Source organism: Vibrio sp. MMG023 (assembly GCF_021654215.1).
Taxonomy (GTDB): Bacteria; Pseudomonadota; Gammaproteobacteria; order Enterobacterales; family Vibrionaceae; genus Vibrio; species Vibrio jasicida.
On the sequence record NZ_JAKFZP010000001.1, the window covers coordinates 278822 to 299160 of the forward strand.

19 protein-coding genes are annotated in these 20339 nt (G+C 43.0%); 9 read left to right on the forward strand and 10 right to left on the reverse strand.

Features of this window, described 5'->3' with window-relative positions; genetic code table 11:
• Window positions 1-76: 76 nt before the first annotated feature.
• Window positions 77-556 (reverse strand): DUF1097 domain-containing protein, encoded by a 480-nt coding sequence (locus L1076_RS01200; RefSeq protein WP_038877926.1) that lies wholly within the window; start codon window positions 554-556, stop codon window positions 77-79.
• 285 nt (window positions 557-841) lie between these two features.
• Complete coding sequence (locus L1076_RS01205; RefSeq protein WP_038870783.1) at window positions 842-1747, reverse strand: LysR substrate-binding domain-containing protein; 906 nt, start codon at window positions 1745-1747, stop codon at window positions 842-844.
• A gap of 287 nt (window positions 1748-2034) precedes the next feature.
• Between L1076_RS01205 and focA the strand changes: the two genes are divergently transcribed.
• Window positions 2035-3486 carry a formate transporter FocA gene (gene focA / locus L1076_RS01210; protein ID WP_237302956.1) on the forward strand — a complete coding sequence of 484 codons (1452 nt, stop codon included), beginning with the start codon at window positions 2035-2037 and terminating at the stop codon, window positions 3484-3486.
• A gap of 99 nt (window positions 3487-3585) precedes the next feature.
• On the opposite strand, the gene L1076_RS01215 is transcribed toward focA, so the two are convergent.
• The 3 genes from L1076_RS01215 to L1076_RS01225 form a co-directional block, all read right to left on the reverse strand.
• Window positions 3586-4155 carry a YceI family protein gene (locus L1076_RS01215; protein WP_045405317.1) on the reverse strand — a complete coding sequence of 190 codons (570 nt, stop codon included), beginning with the start codon at window positions 4153-4155 and terminating at the stop codon, window positions 3586-3588.
• Window positions 4152-4691: a cytochrome b gene (locus L1076_RS01220; RefSeq protein WP_038870791.1), complete on the reverse strand. Its 540-nt coding sequence runs from the start codon at window positions 4689-4691 to the stop codon at window positions 4152-4154. The genes L1076_RS01215 and L1076_RS01220 overlap by 4 nt, the downstream gene beginning before the upstream one ends.
• A 173-nt stretch (window positions 4692-4864) precedes the next feature.
• Complete coding sequence (locus tag L1076_RS01225; RefSeq protein WP_104028567.1) at window positions 4865-5107, reverse strand: DUF2164 domain-containing protein; 243 nt, start codon at window positions 5105-5107, stop codon at window positions 4865-4867.
• 130 nt (window positions 5108-5237) lie between these two features.
• Here L1076_RS01225 and L1076_RS01230 point away from each other — a divergent pair, with 130 nt between their 5' ends.
• Window positions 5238-5870, forward strand: coding sequence for a hypothetical protein (locus L1076_RS01230; RefSeq protein ID WP_038870794.1), 633 nt, complete (start codon window positions 5238-5240; stop codon window positions 5868-5870).
• Between the two features lie 194 nt (window positions 5871-6064).
• A complete protein-coding gene (locus tag L1076_RS01235) occupies window positions 6065-6853 on the forward strand; it encodes an EAL domain-containing protein (RefSeq protein WP_039976770.1) in 789 nt (262 codons plus the stop codon).
• A gap of 31 nt (window positions 6854-6884) precedes the next feature.
• Here the strand turns inward: L1076_RS01235 and L1076_RS01240 are convergent, their stop codons facing one another.
• Together L1076_RS01240 and L1076_RS01245 are read right to left on the reverse strand one after the other, a co-directional pair.
• Window positions 6885-8141, reverse strand: a complete 1257-nt coding sequence (locus tag L1076_RS01240; RefSeq protein ID WP_038870796.1) for a DEAD/DEAH box helicase — start codon at window positions 8139-8141, stop codon at window positions 6885-6887.
• Between the two features lie 75 nt (window positions 8142-8216).
• Window positions 8217-8813, reverse strand: a complete 597-nt coding sequence (locus tag L1076_RS01245) for an ACP phosphodiesterase (RefSeq protein WP_237302957.1) — start codon at window positions 8811-8813, stop codon at window positions 8217-8219.
• Window positions 8814-9418: 605 nt separating this feature from the next.
• Between L1076_RS01245 and L1076_RS01250 the strand changes: the two genes are divergently transcribed.
• On the forward strand, window positions 9419-10849 hold the full coding sequence (locus tag L1076_RS01250; RefSeq protein ID WP_237302958.1) for a methyl-accepting chemotaxis protein: 1431 nt from the start codon (window positions 9419-9421) through the stop codon (window positions 10847-10849).
• A 270-nt stretch (window positions 10850-11119) separates the two neighbouring features.
• Complete coding sequence (locus L1076_RS27040; RefSeq protein WP_095760689.1) at window positions 11120-11335, forward strand: hypothetical protein; 216 nt, start codon at window positions 11120-11122, stop codon at window positions 11333-11335.
• Here the strand turns inward: L1076_RS27040 and L1076_RS01255 are convergent.
• The 3 genes from L1076_RS01255 to L1076_RS01265 all read right to left on the reverse strand — a co-directional run bounded on the left by L1076_RS01255 (window position 11332) and on the right by L1076_RS01265 (window position 14574).
• Window positions 11332-12000 carry an HAD-IA family hydrolase gene (locus L1076_RS01255; protein ID WP_039976773.1) on the reverse strand — a complete coding sequence of 223 codons (669 nt, stop codon included), beginning with the start codon at window positions 11998-12000 and terminating at the stop codon, window positions 11332-11334. The two genes, L1076_RS27040 and L1076_RS01255, sit on opposite strands and share 4 nt — an antisense overlap.
• Before the next feature lie 238 nt (window positions 12001-12238).
• Window positions 12239-13993: an HD domain-containing phosphohydrolase gene (locus tag L1076_RS01260; RefSeq protein ID WP_237302959.1), complete on the reverse strand. Its 1755-nt coding sequence runs from the start codon at window positions 13991-13993 to the stop codon at window positions 12239-12241.
• 71 nt (window positions 13994-14064) lie between these two features.
• On the reverse strand, window positions 14065-14574 hold the full coding sequence (locus tag L1076_RS01265) for a hypothetical protein (RefSeq protein WP_054755298.1): 510 nt from the start codon (window positions 14572-14574) through the stop codon (window positions 14065-14067).
• Window positions 14575-14786: 212 nt separating this feature from the next.
• Between L1076_RS01265 and L1076_RS01270 the strand changes: the two genes are divergently transcribed.
• The 4 genes from L1076_RS01270 to glgC all read left to right on the forward strand — a co-directional run bounded on the left by L1076_RS01270 (window position 14787) and on the right by glgC (window position 20260).
• Complete coding sequence (locus L1076_RS01270; RefSeq protein ID WP_038870808.1) at window positions 14787-15260, forward strand: CreA family protein; 474 nt, start codon at window positions 14787-14789, stop codon at window positions 15258-15260.
• Between the two features lie 130 nt (window positions 15261-15390).
• Window positions 15391-16695 (forward strand): inosine/guanosine kinase, encoded by a 1305-nt coding sequence (locus L1076_RS01275; RefSeq protein ID WP_038870810.1) that lies wholly within the window; start codon window positions 15391-15393, stop codon window positions 16693-16695.
• Window positions 16696-16932: 237 nt separating this feature from the next.
• Window positions 16933-18681 (forward strand): formate--tetrahydrofolate ligase, encoded by a 1749-nt coding sequence (locus L1076_RS01280; protein WP_038877944.1) that lies wholly within the window; start codon window positions 16933-16935, stop codon window positions 18679-18681.
• A gap of 322 nt (window positions 18682-19003) precedes the next feature.
• On the forward strand, window positions 19004-20260 hold the full coding sequence (gene glgC / locus L1076_RS01285; RefSeq protein ID WP_343231839.1) for a glucose-1-phosphate adenylyltransferase: 1257 nt from the start codon (window positions 19004-19006) through the stop codon (window positions 20258-20260).
• Window positions 20261-20339 lie beyond the last annotated feature (79 nt).

The window sequence follows — 20339 nt, forward strand, 5'->3', positions numbered from 1 at the left end:
ATCAATAATTTTGATTAACTGTATTGAGCGGGATAAGTCTCAATACACAGCGGATACAAATAAGATCGGGGGTTCACTACTGTACTTGCTCAGCAAGCGAAGAAGTAGCGGCTGATTTCGCATGTAACCAAAGTCCCGTCGCTTTCATCAGGTAACCAAACACACCACCTAAGATCAGTGATGGAACGACAAGTTGCCAGTTGCCATCAGCAGCGAAAGTCGCGCATGATCCAATGAAAGTACCAGGAATGTACGCTAGCCAAGCTTGCTTGGCTTGAATACACATGAAAAACGCAACAACAGCAGTAATTACGTAGCCAAGAATCTCTAGCCCAGCGTAAGTAGAACCATAGATGATCACCATTGCCCAAAAAACACCACTCAAGTTGGTAATTAAGCTAATTCCTAAGCCTTTTAAGCCACTTGTCGGGGATGCAAAGTAACTTGTACAGCCAAGAAAGCCAGCCCAAGATAACAGGCCTAGGGAGATCGCGATCCAGCCCCACACGCCAGAGAGAATGCCAGTAGTAATAGAGATTGCTAAAAGTGTTGTCATGGTATTCTTACCCGCTTGCTAGTTCGTACCGAATTGGTTTGAGAACTGCCTTCATACATTGAAATCAGGCAGTCAATACTAGGCATATAGCCCTATCACTTCGGTGATTAAGATCACATTAAACTTCATATCGTTTCATTTTTTACACGTTAAATTTGACGCAACCGATAAATCAACAGATTTCGAAAATAACAAAATCATAATGAATTGATCAAAAATCACAAAAAAGGCCCTGCCTAATGCAGAGCCTTTTGAAAAATTCGGTCAATTTATATCAGATATCGTTTAAAGCACCGAAGGTTTACCTTTCATCATTCGTAGACCTTCACGCTTGATGCAATCAACCAATGGGTTTTCCGCCATATCCGCACGCCAGATAAACGACAACGTTCGATCCATTTTTAGTTCAGGTACGTTTAGTGCCACCAGTTCACCCGCTTCAATGTATCGCTCTACATCAAGGTAAGGTAAACAAGTAAGATATTGACCGTTCGCTACTAAGCTGCGTAGCACTGGGACGTGTTCATATTCACGCCAAACATCGAGATCTTCAATGAGATGGTGAATAGAGCTATCAAAAATCTTGCGAGTACCAGAACCATGCTCACGTAAAACCCATTTTGCATGTTCTAACTGAGCAAGACTAACCGAATCGTTACGAGCAAACGGATGGTGAGACGCTGCGACTACAGTAAGATGATCACGACACCAGATTTCTTGGTGCAAACGGTTATCGTCACAACGCCCTTCAATCACGCCCAAATCGTATTTGTAATCCAACACTCCATCAATAACGGCTTGCGTACTTTGTACTCCAAGTGAGATTCGCATCTCTGGAAAGTCGTTATCAATGATACTGATAAGGTCAGGAACCAAGTGTTCTGCCGGAGTTTGACTGGCACCTAATCGAATGTGCCCACTCAGCAAATGCTGCTCATAAAATCCCATTTCTATTTGCAGCGCGTCTTGTAATAAACGCTTAGCTTTTGGCCTTAACCACATCCCCCAATGCGTTAGGGCCATTTGCTTGCCTTGCCTTTCAAACAAAGGCCTGCCAAGCATTTTTTCTAATTGCGCAAGCGACATGCTTGTCGCTGATTGTGTTAAAGCCAGTTTATCTGCGGCCTGGCTTACACTGCCGGTGTCTGCAACTGCGTCAAAAACCGCTAATTGCTTAAGTGAGTAGCGCAAAGTTGTCTCCCTAATTGGCGAGTATTCCTCATACCCTCGCGACCCCAAAATCCATGCGTAAATACGCAATGAGGTTCATTTTACCTACCCTACAGAACTTATCAAATAATTTGATGAGGATTCTAAATATTATCAATTTTACCTGTACGTCCTGAGTGCTTAATCTGGATATGCGGTTCGGGAACACCGCAACAAAACACAATTAACACCTTCATTTTCGAGCGCATTAAATACCTCGATTTCATTAACTAAGGAGTTTCTATGGAACCACAAACTAAGGAGTCAACATGGCGGTGAGCAGCTCTGAAAATCATCAATACTTTTCTCCAAAAGAAATGATGGCTGAAGCTGAGAAGTTTGCGCTAAGTAAGGCAAATAAAACCAGCGGCATGACACTGGGTTTGGCCATCATGGCAGGCGCATTTATCGGATTGGCTTTCCTGTTCTACATCACAGTAACAACAGGCAGTGCTGACGCTGGTTGGGGTCTTAGTCGTCTTGCTGGTGGTTTAGCGTTCAGTATGGGCTTAATTCTCATCGTGATTTGCGGCGGTGAGTTGTTTACCAGTTCTGTGCTTTCGAGCATCTCTTGGGCAAACAGACAAATTTCATTCGGCAAAATGCTTTCGATTTGGGGCAAAGTTTACGTTGGTAACTTTATTGGTGCCATGTTCTTACTGGCTCTCGTTAGTGCGGCAGGCTTGTACACAATGGACGCGGGTCAGTGGGGCTTAAATGCACTGAACATCGCACAACATAAATTGCACCACACCTTAGTACAAGCATTCGCACTGGGCATTCTTTGTAACTTACTTGTTTGTTTAGCTATTTGGCTGACATTCAGCTCTGCAAATGCAATGACTAAAGCCGCAATGACCATCATGCCAGTTGCCATGTTCGTCAGCAGTGGTTTTGAGCACTGTGTTGCAAACATGTTCATGGTACCGCTGGGTATCGTTATCGCAAACTTCGCACCGGAATCGTTCTGGACTGCAGTTGGCGTACCAGCTTCTCAATACGCAGATTTAAATGTCGGTCACTTTATTACTGCAAACTTAATTCCAGTGACACTTGGCAACATCGTCGGTGGTGCCGTCTTAGTTGGCTTGGCTAACTGGTGTATTTACCGTCGCCCAGAATTAAAAGCAGCAAAAGTTGCATCAATTACAAACACTACAACACTCACGTCAGTTAAGGAAAGCACTATGAAAAATGCATCTATCGTTAAAGAAATCATGAACCCAACGCCAGTTACGCTAAGCGTAGAAATGCCAGTAGCAACTGCACTTGATACCCTATTGGATAACAATCTAATCAGTGCACCTGTTGTTGATGTTCAAAACCGTCTAGTTGGCTTCCTTTCTGCTCATGATGTGATGGTTGAATTGTGGTGCCAAGACTACATTCCTGCTAACGAACAGAAAGTCGTAGATTTGATGAGTCGTAATGTCGTGGCAATTGATGCCAATGACCGCCTAGTTGATGTCGTTGAATTCCTTTGCATTGACAAAGAACAACTATACCCGACAACAAGTATGGGGATGGCTACACGCTTAACGTCTCTTTCTCTAGAAGAGCGAGCAAAAAGCATTAAAGTAAGCAAACCTCAGGTACTCCCTGTTCTAGAAAATGGGTTGATGGCTGGCGTTGTAACACGTAATGAAGTGCTTAAAGCTCTGCGCCCAGTTTACGGCGAACGCTTAAACCTTGTTGAAGATAACGTTCTAGAAACCGCATAAACAATATAAATACTGACAATATACGGTTGGCACCAATAAAAAAGCGCTCTAATTAAGAGCGCTTTCATCATTTGGAAACTCTGTTGTACTGCAAGAAGGTTACTTTTTGATACCTTCTACGTGCAGTTCCATATCCACGTAGCTAGAAGACCCCATTACTGGGATTTCGAAGTCAGCAAGTTCCAGACGAGTTTGACCAATAAAGCCCGCACGCTCACCACCCCATGGGTCGTTACCTGCACCAACAAATTCAGCAGTAATCGAAATTGGTTTAGTAACACCATGTAGCGTTAGGTCACCTATTACATCTAACTTACCGTCGCCTTTGTCGACAACTTTGGTGCTCTTAAATGTGGCTTCGCCAAACTTACCGGCATCAATAAAATCACCGCTACGGATGTGTTTGTCGCGCTCTGCATGGTTTGAATCAAGGCTTGTCGTATCAACCACTACATTTACTTTCGAATCTGCGATGTTGTTTTCATCAAAAGAAAAGTCACCAGAAAATGTATTAAAACGACCTTTGATGAAACTGTAACCTAAGTGGCTAACTTTAAAGTTAACTGATGCGTGAGCACCTTTCGTATCGATAACGTAATCTGCAGCGTTAGCACCAAAAGGTAGTGCCATAGCGATTGCTAATCCTGTAGCGAAAAGTGACTTTTTCATTTTGAAGCTCCTAACATTTTTCTTAATGTGTTGTCTTTATCGATAAAGTGATGTTTGAGTGCAGCAGCTGCGTGTAAACCTGCCATTAGGATTACTGCCCAAGCTGCATAGAAGTGAATTTCACCTGCAATATCCGACTGACCGGGAAACAATTCCCCCGCCCCTGGCACCGTAAACCAATTAAATACTTCGATACCGCGACCATCAGATGTTGAGATGAGGTAACCTGAAATAAAGATGGTGATGAGCAATAGATACATCACACCGTGTGCGGCTTTCGCTGCAACTACTTCATAAGGTTTCCCTTCCACTTTTGGTGACGCCGTCACATGCTTCCATACGATGCGTACCAAAGTGAGGGTTGCTAATAAAATGCCCACAGAGCGGTGATAATGTGGTGCAGTGCGATACCATTCGCTGTAGTAGCTAAGGTCGACCATCCACAAACCCACAGCAAATAAACCGATTATGCAAAGCGCAGATAGCCAATGCATAAATCGTGCAGTTAGGTTGTAATTCTTTACCAGTGTATCCATCTCACGTCCTAGATATATTCCTAAGTTGATGTTGAGCAAGAAACACAACATTAACTTATTTACCTTGTATGCAACAGATTATTTACCATCCTTTACATCTAACCAATAACACCTTTTTAAACAAGTTGTTCGAAAAATTAGAAGGAACTTCAAATCATTTAAAAAACTGACACTTAGATATCAACTTCTTGCTCAATTTCATACAACTCATCGGTCATTTCTAGCATGCGTCTTTCAATCACTAACTTCGCATCCTCAATTCCTTTGTTGTAATAAATCGGAGCAAGCTTTTCTGTTACGAAGTCGATTAAAAACTCACTGTCGAATTGGCCGATTTCCACATTCAATTCATCCTGCATATAATCTTGAATTGCGCGAGCTAACGCTTCTTTTTGTGCTCTTTCTAGTTTGATCATGTTCTACCTATACTGTTCCATTCTCAAAATTGATGTTTAGATCAAGAAGTTGCCTCTCCAAATTAGTCTATCCTAAAAGGACTATGCTAACCTTTCGCCGTTCATTTTGTTAACCGTTAAGGGATATTCTTTGCTACTCGACTTAGTCATCCAAAGTGTCAATGATTTTCAGGACGATTGTCTCAAACTCTGTGAGAAGCATTATCCTGCGGTGCATAACCAAGGCATGAGTGAACATCACCTTGGACTCGCGTTTGCAAGGCGTATGGAACACACCTTCCGCCATTTTGGCTACAGCAGTGTCATTAAACCAATCGAAGTGCTCGATGCACCAGATTTACCTCATCATTATCGTATTTCTTCTGAAATGGGTACGGTTTGGGTACTAAGCCACCATATGGTGAGCGCAGGAAATTCTTGCCGAGAGAACCTGCTCTCCTCTATTACCGAATGGCAAAGTGAATATGGGTATGCGCTACAACCCAATGATTTGTTGTTTTTGGTCAGTGACCATTGGATTAGCCGCAGTAAAACCAGTCGAGAACTTTTACACTGGTGGATGGGTGAACTTCCTGAGCCTATTAATGAATATACCGAGCAAGGAATCACGCTCTTTACGAGTGAATCGCAGTTGAGCAATTCTTTGGATGGTAGGTTTGGGATTAGCCCTTGCTACATTAAATTTGGCCACCCTTTGCGTCGTTCAAACAAACAACAATTGGTCAGAAAATACCTCCAACTTTATGCGGTATTACAGTGGTAGTATCAAATTGCAACGGGTAGATTATCAGCCTGTTCATCCATTTGTTTGATGCTGGTCGATATTTCTGTTTATCGAGTGCTAACTCTCTTGCCTTGGAGCAAGCCCCCGCTTAGATTCAAACTACTGAAGTAAAACTAGATGCACAACAATCAGTTAAGCATCAGTAAAGAGCATTGGTCTAGGTTACAACAATAATGATGAGTATTTCGCAGCTGCTTGGCTGCATATCGAAGCAACCCGATGGGCAGTACATAGCACAATACAATCAACTCACGTTGCGTAGTGTGTTTCAGCCTATCTATAAACAAGATCTTTCCATCATCGGTCTCGAAGCATTGGTTAGAATTAGTAACCAAGAAGGCTTAATGATCAGACCTGATCAGTTCTTCCATTCAAACACTATCCCCGTCCATGACCAAATCAATGTTGAACGTCTCAGCCGTCTCATTCACATCAGTAACTTTGGTCAATCAAAGTTTAGTAATAAGAAGCTGTTTTTGAATGTCCTGCCTAAAGCCGCGGAAATGTTGGCAAAAGATGTTTCGTACAGCAATCTACTCAAACAAGCGATTATTGAAGCTGATTTAAGGCGGGAGCAGATCGTCATGGAATTGGTGGAATTAGACGCCAGTGATGAAGCTTTCTTATATAAAGCCACGAAGGAGTTGAGCAACAATGGTTATCTTCTGGCGATTGATGATTACGGAATTGACGCTTCTACCATTGAGCGAGTTCGATGCGTAAAACCGAATATTATTAAAATTGACCGGTCACTTTTACTCAGATATGAAAATGGGGATTTTTCTTGCTTGATGGAAGCACTCAATCTCGCAAAAGATATTCGTTCAAAAACCGTTATTGAAGGAATTGAAACCGAGCATCAACTTAACTTAATGAAAAAACTCGGTTTCGATATGTATCAAGGTTACTTATTGGCGATGCCTCAACCCCTCGAAGCCTACCAAGAAGCTAAGACGGCGTAATCAGAGTTACTGATAGACGCCATCACCTTTTCTATCGGCGGTTTTTACCACGATTTTTATGAATCGCTAATTTCGCTTTTAGTTTACGTTTTTCTGATGAACGGCTCTTACGTCGGCCACCACCATTATTGTTTTCAGGTTCCACTTCTTCAACTAGACTCGGCTCGAAACCTTCTAACCATTCTTGTGGTAAACGTTGATCGAGCAAATTCTCAATAGCGTGTAACAAATACTCTTCATCTCGGCTCATCAAAGACACAGCTAAACCAGATTTACCAGCTCGGCCAGTACGGCCAATTCGGTGAACATAATCTTCAGCTTTGAAAGGCATATCAAAGTTCACTACTTGTTCTAGTTGCTGGATATCCAAGCCACGCGCGGCGACGTCAGTTGCAATCAAAGCGCGAACTTTACCCGATTTAAACTCATCAAGTGCACGCTGACGAGCACCTTGCGACTTGTCACCATTAATCGACACAGCTTTGATACCATCCAACTTAAGCTCTTTCGCCAGTTCGTCACTACCTTGTTTGGTTTTAGTGAATACCAACACTTGTTGCCAGTTACGAGATCCAATCAAATACGCCAATAGTTCACGCTTGCGCTTCTTATCAACTGGGTACACCATTTGCTTTACCGTTTCGGCTGTCGTATTTGGTGGAGACACTTCGACTTCAACGGGTTCATCCATCAATTTATAAGCAATGGTTTTAATGCGTTTTTCAAATGTCGCAGAGAATAGCATGAACTGTTTGCTCTCAGGTAAGCGACGAAGAATACGTTGAAGATCTGGCCAGAAGCCCATGTCTAGCATACGGTCGGCTTCATCAAGGACAAGTATTCCCGTTTTTGAAATGTTTACATTGCCGTTAAACAAGTGGTCAAGTAAGCGTCCAGGAGTCGCGATAAGAATATCAGCTCCTTCTTCAAGCTTATTCTTTTGTACGCCAATGCTTGTGCCACCATAGACACAAACGATACGAAGCTCAGTGTTGGTAGCGTATTGCGTTAGATTATCGAAAACCTGTTGAGCAAGTTCACGCGTCGGCACCAAAATCAGAGCTTGAGGTGTTCCGTTCAGTTTCTTTTGCTGCACGGCTTGGATAATTGGCAAACCAAATGCGGCGGTTTTACCTGTGCCTGTTTGAGCTGCAGCAAGTAGATCTTTTCCGGCCAAGACATGCGGGATAGATTTTTCCTGCACAGGTGTTGGAGTAACGATATTTAAACCAGTTAACGTCTCCACCAAATGTTGTTCAATGCCAAGATCAGCGAAATTAACGGACATGATAAACCTCATAATTTTTGGAGCGCAGAGTTTACCAGAGCCTTGATAGTCCGACTACCTTTAGACTCTGCCAATCTATGAATTGATCAGTTGTTGGTAGAATTCTCGTGATTCACCCAGAACATCTTGATAAAGCGCAGGAAACTTTGCTTCTAACGTTGAATACTCTTTATCCAATACTTCAAACGTTGTGGTGAGATCCGCCATACGAGGCGTACGTTGAGACATTCGATGTAACGCAAACTCTATGTTTTCCAATTGGCGATAAGATTGTAACCACCCACCACTCCACATTCGGTTATGTATCAGTAAAAACCTTGATGGCAATGAATCTGTGATTTGGTCATCGACTTGTTTGAAAGCTTTGTGGACAAACGAATCTAACGATTCAGAAGAAAAACTGTCCCAATGTTTGGCCAAACAATGATCCCAAAACATATCAAGCGCAATAGGCGCAAAACGACGGGCGACACCAGTAAAGTGCGGCTTACATTCTTCTACTATGGGGTGATGATCTGTGATGCGGTCAACAAAGCGATGGAGTTTAATGCCATTGGAAATGTCAGTTTGATACTGCTTGCTTGGATCTCCCTTTACGAAATCTCCAAGCAAGTTTCCCATTAAATGGCTATTACAATGTTGTGCAATATGCAGGTGGGCTAGAAAGTTCATTAGACGCTGTGAGTGGCCTTTTGGCTCGTCTTACATGAACTTATTATAACGTCTGTTGTGACGCGGTGAGAGTACTAATTGTACTTATTCGGCTTCGTCTTCTGAGCCTACGTATTCCGACAAGTTAATACCGATTTCAAGTGCATCTAGCAACTCTAGGCATTCGTCGTTTTGGTATTGGTCGCTCATTGTGACCTCCTTTGTTTTACATCTCCTGAAGCAACCCGCTTCAATCTTCACTGTCATTTCTTTTCTTCATCGATGACAGCAACTCCTTTTTATACACTTTATATGACACATTCATGACAGCGAGAAGTAAAGATTTAGAAAGCTATGACAGGAATCATAAGTAAACGTTTGCATCGATTCTTCTCTTCTATAACCCCCTCCGCCCAACTAACACCACAAACACAAAGGCCCATTGTCATGGTTAATCAATATTTCTGTCATTAAAAGATACGACAAACCGTTTATTGTGAATTTAGATCTCATATTTTGAAATACATCAACTGACTGTTACATATTTTGCTGATTCCTATCGCATATTTTGTTTCGATAGTCGCATAACTTGTACACCATCCTTTTCATCTCAAATGGAGTAACAAATGAGAGAAGTAGAGTTTAGAACGATAGATAAGCTATTCATTAAAATGTCTATCAACGACAAAATGTGGGCCATTTTCCTCCTATTTCTGGGAGCTCTAACTTCAGTGGCAGGAAGCCGATATTTCAATGACATACAGGCATTTGAGCAACGCTCGATTGCTTCTGCACAAGCGACAATTTCTGGTGTGGTGCAAGCCCAACCCGAAAATTTGCGTAATATAGACGGGTTGGTAAACGTCAGCGCTCAAAACAACCCAAAATTCAATAATGGTACGGTAACGGTATACTCTCAACTCGAATCCGGACAAGCGATTCAGTTAACGCAAAACTTATCTAACCAATATAAACAAGCTAAAACAGACGCTTTAACAACTTTCCTTCTTAGCATGTTATGGATTGTCCCATTTGGTTTGTTTTCGTATTGGGTCGCAACCTTTATCGGCGGCGCACTGTGGGTACTGTATACGACGACTGAGAAAATCGGCGATGGCGACCTAACTTCACGTCTTGGTTTTCATCCTGGCCGAGACGAGTTTGGCACAATCGGCTGCGCACTCGATAAATCGATGGATACGTTGACTGACCTAGTCAACAACGTAAAAAACAACGCACACACATTGAGCGAGACTTCAACGGCCTTCGAAAAAGACATGCGTCGGAGTGAGACACAGATTACGCACCAATATCAAACGCTTGATTCTGTTGCGACGGCAATGGAAGAAATGACAGCATCCGCAAAAGAAGTATCGAATATCTCTCAACAAGCGATGATGCAGTCCGATCAAGATACACAACAAATTGAGACGAGCCGTATCCGTGTTCAGAGTGTCATATCTGAAATTGACACATTATCGAACTATATTGAGCAGGCGTCTGCTTCAGTTGGAAGCCTCAATGAAAACACCACTCAAATTAACGAAGTGATTACCACAATCAATGCCATTTCTGAACAAACCAACCTACTCGCTTTAAACGCTGCAATTGAAGCTGCTCGTGCTGGCGAACAAGGCCGTGGTTTTGCAGTGGTAGCCGATGAAGTACGTACGCTTGCAAGTCGAACACAACAAGCCACCGTTGAGATTCAATCGATGATTGAAAAACTACAAACGGAAAGCCAAAACATTGCCTCGATCACCAACCGTACCGTTCAACAAGCACAAACAAGCAGTCATTTGATTGATGAGATAGGTGGCGATGTAGCTTCGATTGCGAGTTCGGCCCGCTCATTAATGGACATGAGTATTCAAATATCGACTTCAGCGGAAGAGCAAAGTGCTGTCGCAAATGACATTGCCTCCGAGCTGGCCGATATCCGCTCCCAATCAAACACCATCAGAGAAGTCGCCGAGCAATCAACATCGGGAGTCACCAATCTGACCAAAGCATCAAACTCTTTAGGTGAAATACTAAAGCGTTATCGTACCGCTTAGAGCAAACCGCTTCCTACGACAAGGGCTTCCAATTGGAAGCCCTTTTTCTTGTTTATTACGTTATCTATTCATTATTACCACTAAGTTTCGTCATTTCTTTTTCGTATCAAAAGTGGGAGAACTTAATTAAATTGAGTTTAAAGAAAGCACCGATATAATTTAGTTTGAAGTGAATCGAAATAATCTTCTGTATTTGATGAAAGAATGTTCAAAGGATAGGCGTTCAGCTATTCTAGATCTTGCCAATCAATTTTGCTGCTGGTGAATAATATGAATAATTACAACAAAGCTCACAACGCTGAAGATCTTCAGTGTCCGCTCTGCCAATGCGATGAATATATGATTTCATCAGATGGTGAGAAATTCACATGTGCTTCTTGCGGGTTTCACACTAAAAACTTCTCTTCCATCCAATGCTTACATCAAACACCACTATTACAAACTAAATTCAAGCATATCCACAGTTTGAGTAACGTATGTCACTAAACGGAGCAGCCTAAGAGCTGCTCTTTTAGTTCATCAAGGTGCTGAATACGAATGACTCGCTCATCGTCGACGAGATTTACAGCAGCACCGTTATACAGCTGAACGGTCTTGATACCCGCATTCAATCCGGCTTCAACGCCTTTTGGTGTGTCGTCGATGTACAGGCAATCACTTGGTAAAAATCCCATGCTCATTGCGCTGTACATGATCAAATCAGGTTCAGGCTTCCAACTGTTTGCATCAAAAGCGGAAAAGACTTTCCCCTTAAATGCCCCCAACAACCCTGTGAGCTCTAAGGCGTACTCAATCTTATCTTTCGGGCCATTTGAAGCAACGCAATACTCAATATTGTGCTCATCGAGAAACTGAATCAGTTTTTTAGCGCCATCCATTGGTTGTAGGTGACGAACAAACAGTTTCTGCAACTCAGCGCGATATTGTGGCTCTAACACATCAATCGATACGTTAATATTCATCAGAACCTTAGCATCGCGTAGAATATCGGCCAGTTTACCGCCCTTAAAATGTTCAACACACTCATCAAAAGTCATCTCTGCCCCATACTGGCTAAAAACATTAACCAAGGCTTGGCAACACAGACGCTCACTGTCCACGAGCGTGCCATCGCAATCAAAAATGACACACTTAATATTGTTAATAGCCATGACTTCCCCCGACGCTAAATAATAAAAAAACACTAATAACCAATTTATTTGATCTTATTGACTTATTTATTGGTACTAAATATGTTTCTTCATGATAGATAAGTTTAAAAATGTTTAAACGACTGAGTTGGCATTTCGTGGAAATGAGAAAGAGGAATTAACGATTTTCTAAGCAAGATCACCGAATGAAGCGCCAAATTGAAGAAATATGAAACTTCACTCGGTAGGTATGGCTTGCTTACACCTCGTTATCTGGGAATAAGTAACGAACCTCTATAAAGTCGTCAAGATTATCGAGAACTAACTGACACAACGCGGGGTCAAAATGCTTACCTTGCTCACGTTTAAATAACTCTACCACCTCATCGATTGTCCAAGCGCGCTTGTAACAACGTTCACTCAGCAATGCATCGAACACATCTGCGATAGCAACGATACGTGCAAATAGATGGATGTCCTCACCTTTCAATCCATTTGGGTAGCCAGTACCATCCCACCGTTCATGGTGCTCATAGGCGATGATAGCGGCAAGTTTAGTCAGTTCACCTTCGCGGTTATTTAGCAGCTCATAACCTTTCACAGTATGTCGCTTCATCACCTCCCATTCTTGGGGGGATAATTTGCCCTGTTTATCTAAAATAGATTCAGGCACCGCAATCTTACCCACATCGTGCATTGGGCTTATAATTTCAATCATCTCGACTTCACGATGACTCAAACCGCAGAATTCAGCCAATGTCGCGGATAACCTCGCGACACGTTTAACATGCTGCCCCGTCTCACCCGAGCGGGATTCAATCGCTTCACCAAGCACGTGGATCATTTCTTTTTGAACGCTTAAGGTACGTTTTTGCAACGTCACTATCTTACGATTTTTGCGATCAATTTCTTTACGTTGGCGTATCGTCATAAACTGACTGACAATCACCATAAACAACAAAATAATGAGGGCGCAGGCGAACAGCAATAGCTTTACGTTGACTTGAATTGCTGGTGGTGGCACGTTAATGATGTGGGCCGTTCTCGGTATATCGAAGCGGCTGATGCCGTATTTTTGAATAGCAACGAAATCGAGCACTGCTTCAGAGATAAGCTCATCATCCACCTTTGTTATCGACAAACCAAGTTTACCTGACATCAATTCTGCGGCTTCATATCCATATTGCTTAGAGCGATTGACAAAGCCACCTAATATTCCGGGTTCTTCCAAGTACATTTCCCACAACACAAATACTGGCGCTCCACTTTTTGAGCCAATAACATGCGCGACTTCTTGATATGAGTGGTAATGTCCGTGTTCTGCTTCGGTATTATAGTGCGTCAATAAAACTGCATCATTTGGGCTTACCTTTGCCAACATGTTTGAAGCTTCAGCGAGTGTTTCATCACGCAGCTCAATCAGATTTATCTGTGGGTACTTCTGCATTTCTTCAACAACACGTTGGTGAATTAATTCAGAGGTCATGCTTCGATCAGCTAAGTAATACAAGTTTTTGATTTGTGGGCGTACTTGATTGATTAACTTAATGTTCTCGACAACACGGTCTTGCTCATAGAGCACACTTCCGGCAGAACTCAAGGTATCTAAGTTTGCCGAAGTATCGTTGATACCGACCGCCACTAAAGGCGTCGAACGTTCAGCGTTAGGTAAATATTTCTTGGCGAATTGCAAGGCAGCGTCATCAGAGATAATGACACCATCAAATTCGTACTCTTGATATTTCAGCTGTAGGTAGTTGGCCATCCTTTGAAAATAGCCATCGGAGTGAATACGCTTAGCATCAAGATATTCAATAGACAGTTTAACTTCGCTGTTGGTCTGTTCGAAACCTTCTTCGATACCATTTTGAATATCACTCGTCCATTGATAGGACGGTTCATAAGAATGTAAAACCAGTACTCGTTTGATTTCCCAATCAGTTTCGTCAGCATTGACTGCAGCCGTCCCTAGGCACAATAAAAGAGCCAATAAACGCGTCAAACGCTTAACCATGTGATACCCAGCCGAGAAGAAATGATGTTGCACATACTAAATGTCGAACTCTTAACTGAGCACGACATTGATCAATTTTCTACTATTATTGTTTCATACAGCTTTTGATCGTCGTTCAATTTTTTTGCTAAATCCGCGATAAAGTCTGATTTATCTAACTTTTGAGAAACAGCGATGTCAGAGATGAGGGTATTTTCCTCATGTTGGCTAACAATCGCCGCTCCCACAGCTTCACCCTCTTTGAAGCCAACATACAGTTCAAAATCCGGGGTCAGAATGATTTGAGTCAGGTACTCAATGATCATTTCTTGGTCGTGCTTATCCGCCCAACGTTGTGACTGAAGAATAGAAAACATCACAGTAAGTCGATGAAAATCAACAAGGAAAATATCGTCTTTGACTAACGCGTTATCACTATCGAGTAACTCTGATTTACCCATGACTCGGTATTCTTGCGTCTCAAGAGCACGAAAGTAAGTCGCTCGTCCTTCTAAGCTTTCCTTAGTTGGAAACTCGACCTCGACCAAGTCATGTAGCCATGCATTTTTACGTTGAATACTTTCTAACTGTTGTTCGTTCATTTTATTACCTTCAGAGCTACACGCTATTCATTGGCAGCGAGTAAAGACGGGACTTTGATTAGAAATATAGGCGTCACCCGTTATGGAGCGGTACATTAGCATGAAGCCTCTTACAAACCTAGCTAAACTCCTGAGGTAACGCCAAATTTTGTTTTAACTGCGTACGTCTGATAAATTGATTCGATAAATTTGCCTATTTAAGGGATGAAAAAATGAAAAAGAGCTTGCTTGCTTTGGGTTTGGTGACGGTATTAGCTGGATGTAGCGATAACGAAGTTGGGGATGTTTCACTGGGCATGTTCACAATGAAAGACATCAAGATTGGTCATCTTCAAGATGAGGTCGTTACCGGTGTGACTTGTCATATTGCCTCTATTGAAGCAAACCTAAGCTTGTCTGATCCAAGTGACAGCTCCATCTCATGTCGTCAAACAGGCGATATCACACCAGAGATGATTGCAAAAATTGACAAGAGCAAATCGGGTGAGGTGGTCTTTAAAAAGTCAAAGAGTATCTTCTTCAAAACCATGAAAGTACGTCGTATCTACGATCCAGAAAACCAAACATTGCTTTACTTGTCTTACACGACCAAAGAAACAGAAGGCAGCTTCAAACACAGCCTGTCTACTGTCCCTCTTTATGGAACAAAAGCGTATGTAGAACCGACGGTAAATCCGACAAATTAAGTCTAAATTGTTTGTAAAAACAGCAGCCCGTTGAATTTTTCAGCGGGCAAATTTCTTTGCAATAAAACGGAACGATTTTCAAAATTTTGTGATACAATCCCGCCTCTTTTTTTCTCACTCAAGAACAAGCATGAAGTTTCCTGGTCAGCGAAAATCTAAACACTACTTCCCAACTCACGCTCGAGATCCATTAGTAAACCAAATTCGACAAGCACCTAAATTGTACCGTCCAACGGTTGTCGGTGTTGGTCAAACCATCGTAGATATCGAAGCGCGTGTAGATGATGCGTTTTTAGAAAAATATAACCTAAGTAAAGGTCACTCTCTCGTTCTTGAAGAGAGTAAAGCTGATGCACTGTACGAAGAGCTCGTTGAACAAGGCCTGATTACGCACCAATACCCTGGTGACACAATCGGCAACACGCTTCACAACTACTCGGTACTTGCAGACAGTAAATCCGTACTTCTTGGTGTGATGTCTAAAAACATCCAAGTAGGTTCATTCGCATACCGCTACTTATGCCGTACCTCTTCTCGTATGAACTTGAACCACCTACAAACCGTAGATGGTCCGATTGGTCGCTGTTACACACTGATCACTCAAGATGGTGAACGTACGTTCGCAATCAATGAAGGTCATATGAACAAGCTCTCTCCAGAGAGCATCCCGGAAGAAGTATTTACCAAAGCTTCTGCTCTTGTGGTTTCTTCTTACCTAATGCGTGGTAAAGAAGAAGACCAGATGCCGCAAGCCGTTCAACGCGCTATCGAGTTTGCAAAGAAACACGAAGTCCCTGTGGTACTGACTTTAGGCACTAAATACGTTATCGAAGGTAACGCTAAATGGTGGCAAGAGTACATTCGCGAGAACGTATCAGTTGTCGCAATGAATGAAGAAGAAGGAGCAGCGTTAACAGGTGAGAATGATCCGCTTGCTGCTGCAAACAAAGCTCTGGAATGGGTGGACCTTGTTCTTTGCACTGCTGGTCCTGATGGCCTTTACATGGCTGGCTACACGGATGAAAAAGTGAAGCGTGAAACCACTCACGATATTCTTGAAGGCTCAATTGAAGACTTCAACAAGTTTGAGTTTAGCCGTGCAATGCGTAAAGACGACTGCCAGAATCCAATGAAAGTGTACTCTCACATTGGTCCATACCTTGGCGGCCCGCTTGAGATTAAAAACACGAATGGAGCTGGCGACGCTGCGCTCTCTGCACTGCTGCACGACATGGCAGCTAACTCATTCCACAATAAAGAAGTGCCAAACTCAGAGAAACACGAAGTACGTTGCCTAACCTACTCTTCTCTATCGCAAATTTGTAAATACGCAAACCGCGTAAGCTACGAAGTACTGACACAACACTCACCTCGTCTATCACGTGCGCTACCAGAACGCGAAGATAGTCTAGAAGAGACCTACTGGGATCGATAAGAACCAAGTACTTAGAGCAATAAATATGCGAAGGTCACCATTTGGTGGCCTTTTTGTTTTGATCTAGCGCAGTAATTAGTGTTTTTTGTTATGATGTAGCACGCTAAGGCGCGCGAACTGCTTTACACCTTATTTTTTACCAGTATTATTCTCGCGCAAACGTTTGCGCAATAACAAAGCCGCAGCTCAGATGGCTAATGTTGCTCGCTACGTGTTAGCCATTTTTTTGGAGTATCCATGCAGTCTGATATTGAAATTTGCCGAAACACACCGTTATCTTCCATCGCTACCGTTGCCGCAAACGCAGGCCTTTTACCGCACGAATTTGATACACACGGAAAATATAAAGCCAAAGTTTACCCCCAGTGCCTTCAACGCCTTCATACAAATCAAGACGGTAAATTGGTATTGGTTACTGCAATCACGCCCACCCCTCTTGGTGAAGGTAAAACCGTCACCACTATTGGTTTATCACAAGGCCTTTCCAAGATTAACCAATCGGTCATGGCATGCATTCGCCAACCTTCAATGGGGCCAGTCTTTGGAGTCAAAGGTGGTGCAGCTGGCGGTGGTTACTCTCAAGTCGCCCCTATGGACGAACTAAATCTTCATCTCACAGGCGATATTCATGCTGTTACCGCAGCACACAACCTTGCTTCTGCAGCATTGGATGCACGTCTTTACCATGAACAACGAGAAGGCTATGAGGCATTTGAAGCACGAACGGGGTTAACTGCGCTTAAAATCGACGTTGAGCGTATCACGTGGAAACGTGTTATGGACCATAACGATCGCGCACTGCGTATGGTGAAAATTGGTCTGAACGAAGAAGGTAAAACCATTAACGGCTTTGAGCGTGATGAAGGGTTTGATATCTCTGCCGCTTCCGAGCTGATGGCGATACTCGCGCTTGCAAAAGATTTAAACGACTTACGCCAGCGTATAGGTCGGATTGTTGTCGCTTACAACTTAGAAGGCAAACCGATTACGACGGAAGATCTACAAGTCGCAGGAGCTATGGCTGTCACACTAAAAGACACCATTGCCCCAACACTCATGCAAACGTTGGAAGGTGTACCTACGTTGATTCACGCAGGCCCTTTTGCCAACATAGCCCATGGCAACTCCTCTATCATTGCCGATCAAATTGCATTAAAACTTTCTAGTTACGTTGTCACTGAGGCGGGTTTTGGTTCTGATATGGGTTTCGAGAAAGCGTGCAATATTAAAGCTTCAGCAGCGAATCGAGCCCCGGACTGTGTGGTAATCGTAGCAACACTCCGGGGCCTAAAAGCCAATTCGGGTCATTATGATCTTCGCCCAGGTATGGCGATTCCGGATTCAATCTTTAACCCTGACCAAGCCGCATTAGAAGCAGGATTTGAAAACCTAAAATGGCATATTAACAATGTCCATAAATATGGTATTCCTGCGGTCGTCGCTATTAACCAATTCCCTCAAGATTCGTTAGAAGAACTTAATGAGTTGAAATCATTGGTTAAACGCTTCAATCCGGATGTAAAAGTGGCCGTGAGCACGGCATTTGGCCAAGGGGGTGAAGGCACGATTGAGTTGGCACAACATGTTGTTGAAGCCTGTGAGCAGCCCTCATCATTCCGTCCCCTTTACACGCCAGAGCAGCCTCTAAAAGAAAAATTGATGGCAGTGTGTGAAGCGGGTTATGGGGCGTCAACTATCGACATGAGCGAGCAAGCGAAAAAACAATTAGCACACTTTGAAGCGCTCGGCTTTGATAACCTAGCGGTCTGTATTGCTAAGACACCATTGTCGATCACAACCGACTCTGCCATTAAAGGGGCACCAAATGGCTTTAGCGTACCAATTCGAGAACTGCGTTTGTGCGCAGGCGCTGGCTTTGTTTACGCGCTTTCAGGTAATGTTATGACCATGCCAGGCTTACCAGATAAACCAGCATTTATGAATTTGGACCTTGATGATCAAGGCAATATTATCGGCCTGTCTTAAGGTATGCGAATTTAAAAATAGAATGGGAGTGTTCAACACTCCTATTTTTCCATTTATTCCTCTTAACCCTCTTAATTATCTGTTTTTAAATAGCTTTACAGTGTAAACCAACACCAAGGTCCTACTTCCACACCTCCCTTTCACCAATATAGTGCACGGTATATTCCTTAACTCCCTAATATAGTGCAACCAACCTTCCATTTTGTTCAAAGCGCATTGATTCTATTAGAAAAATTCTGTGGCTCGAATCTTGTAATGCGTTATGTAGCATTACATAACGTCAAATATAAGCACGCGAGCAGTTGGCTAACTCCTCAGGCTTATCGCTGCTTCAGGACACGAAGAACAAGGGAAAGGAAATATTATGCAAGATGCACTCGCCGTAATTTTAGCTGGAGGAATGGGTTCTCGACTCAGTCCATTGACCGATGATAGAGCAAAGCCTGCGGTCCCCTTTGGAGGAAAATACCGAATCATCGACTTTACGCTAACTAATTGTCTTCATTCAGGTTTAAGAAAGATATTAGTTCTCACTCAATACAAATCCCATTCATTACAAAAACACTTAAGAGATGGATGGTCCGTTTTTAATCCCGAACTTGGTGAGTACATTACCGCTGTCCCACCCCAAATGCGCAAAGGTGGTGCATGGTACGAAGGCACTGCGGACGCTATTTACCACAACATGTGGCTTCTCGACCGAAATGATGCCAAGTACGTTGTCGTTCTATCCGGTGACCATATCTATCGAATGGACTACGCGGCAATGCTCGAAGAGCATAAATCGAACGGAGCAAAACTAACTGTAGCTTGTATGGATGTTCCTGTAGAAGAAGCAACCGCTTTTGGTGTGATGGGAACAAATGAAAGTGGTTTGGTGCAGTCTTTCATCGAGAAACCAGAAAGCCCACCTACTCTGCTTGATGATCCGACACAGAGTCTCGCATCGATGGGAATTTACATCTTCAATATGGATGTATTGCAAGACGCTCTCGAACAAGACTCGCAACTCGAAGCGTCGAGCCACGATTTTGGTAAAGATATCATTCCTAAGCTCATTGATACCGAGTCGGTTTACGCGTACAAATTTTGTGGCAGCAAAGGCCGGGTTGACAAAGACTGCTATTGGCGCGACGTGGGTACGATTGACTCTTTCTATGAAGCAAATATGGATTTGTTAGAACCCGTTCCACCGATGAACTTGTACCAACCCAATTGGGCCATTCGAACCTATGAAGCTCAATTTCCACCAGCACGAACCGTTTCTTCTGCTACTGGCAATGAGGGTATTTTCATTAACTCCATCATTGCAAACGGCGTAATCAACTCAGGCGGTTCAGTTCAGCACTCGGTTATTGCATCGAATGTTCGTATTCAAGACAGCGCAACTGTCGTGGACAGCATTGTTTTTGATGATGTTGAAGTAGGCGAAGGCTGCCAACTCGTGAACTGTATTATCGATAAACATGTTTGCATCCCACCACACACTCAAATCGGTATGAACAAGATCGAGGATGCAAAGCGATTCCACGTATCGGAAAAAGGCATCGTGGTTATCCCTGAGGGGTATGAATTCTAACTGACTCGCCATTGGTAACACTATTAATCTCCCATAATAAAAAGCGCGCGATTTACATCGCGCGCTTTTCCATAACCGA

Excerpts from the sequence above, each read along its gene's own strand:
- L1076_RS01200 (WP_038877926.1), bottom strand. The coding sequence starts at position 556 with ATGACAACACTTTTAGCAATCTCTATTACTACTGGCATTCTCTCTGGC.
- focA (WP_237302956.1), top strand. The coding sequence starts at position 2,035 with ATGGCGGTGAGCAGCTCTGAAAATCATCAATACTTTTCTCCAAAAGAA.
- L1076_RS01215 (WP_045405317.1), bottom strand. The coding sequence starts at position 4,155 with ATGAAAAAGTCACTTTTCGCTACAGGATTAGCAATCGCTATGGCACTA.
- L1076_RS01220 (WP_038870791.1), bottom strand. The coding sequence starts at position 4,691 with ATGGATACACTGGTAAAGAATTACAACCTAACTGCACGATTTATGCAT.
- L1076_RS01225 (WP_104028567.1), bottom strand. The coding sequence starts at position 5,107 with ATGATCAAACTAGAAAGAGCACAAAAAGAAGCGTTAGCTCGCGCAATT.
- L1076_RS01235 (WP_039976770.1), top strand. The coding sequence starts at position 6,065 with ATGATGAGTATTTCGCAGCTGCTTGGCTGCATATCGAAGCAACCCGAT.
- L1076_RS01240 (WP_038870796.1), bottom strand. The coding sequence starts at position 8,141 with ATGTCCGTTAATTTCGCTGATCTTGGCATTGAACAACATTTGGTGGAG.
- L1076_RS01245 (WP_237302957.1), bottom strand. The coding sequence starts at position 8,813 with ATGAACTTTCTAGCCCACCTGCATATTGCACAACATTGTAATAGCCAT.
- L1076_RS01250 (WP_237302958.1), top strand. The coding sequence starts at position 9,419 with ATGAGAGAAGTAGAGTTTAGAACGATAGATAAGCTATTCATTAAAATG.
- L1076_RS27040 (WP_095760689.1), top strand. The coding sequence starts at position 11,120 with ATGAATAATTACAACAAAGCTCACAACGCTGAAGATCTTCAGTGTCCG.
- L1076_RS01255 (WP_039976773.1), bottom strand. The coding sequence starts at position 12,000 with ATGGCTATTAACAATATTAAGTGTGTCATTTTTGATTGCGATGGCACG.
- L1076_RS01260 (WP_237302959.1), bottom strand. The coding sequence starts at position 13,993 with ATGGTTAAGCGTTTGACGCGTTTATTGGCTCTTTTATTGTGCCTAGGG.
- L1076_RS01265 (WP_054755298.1), bottom strand. The coding sequence starts at position 14,574 with ATGAACGAACAACAGTTAGAAAGTATTCAACGTAAAAATGCATGGCTA.
- L1076_RS01270 (WP_038870808.1), top strand. The coding sequence starts at position 14,787 with ATGAAAAAGAGCTTGCTTGCTTTGGGTTTGGTGACGGTATTAGCTGGA.
- L1076_RS01275 (WP_038870810.1), top strand. The coding sequence starts at position 15,391 with ATGAAGTTTCCTGGTCAGCGAAAATCTAAACACTACTTCCCAACTCAC.
- L1076_RS01280 (WP_038877944.1), top strand. The coding sequence starts at position 16,933 with ATGCAGTCTGATATTGAAATTTGCCGAAACACACCGTTATCTTCCATC.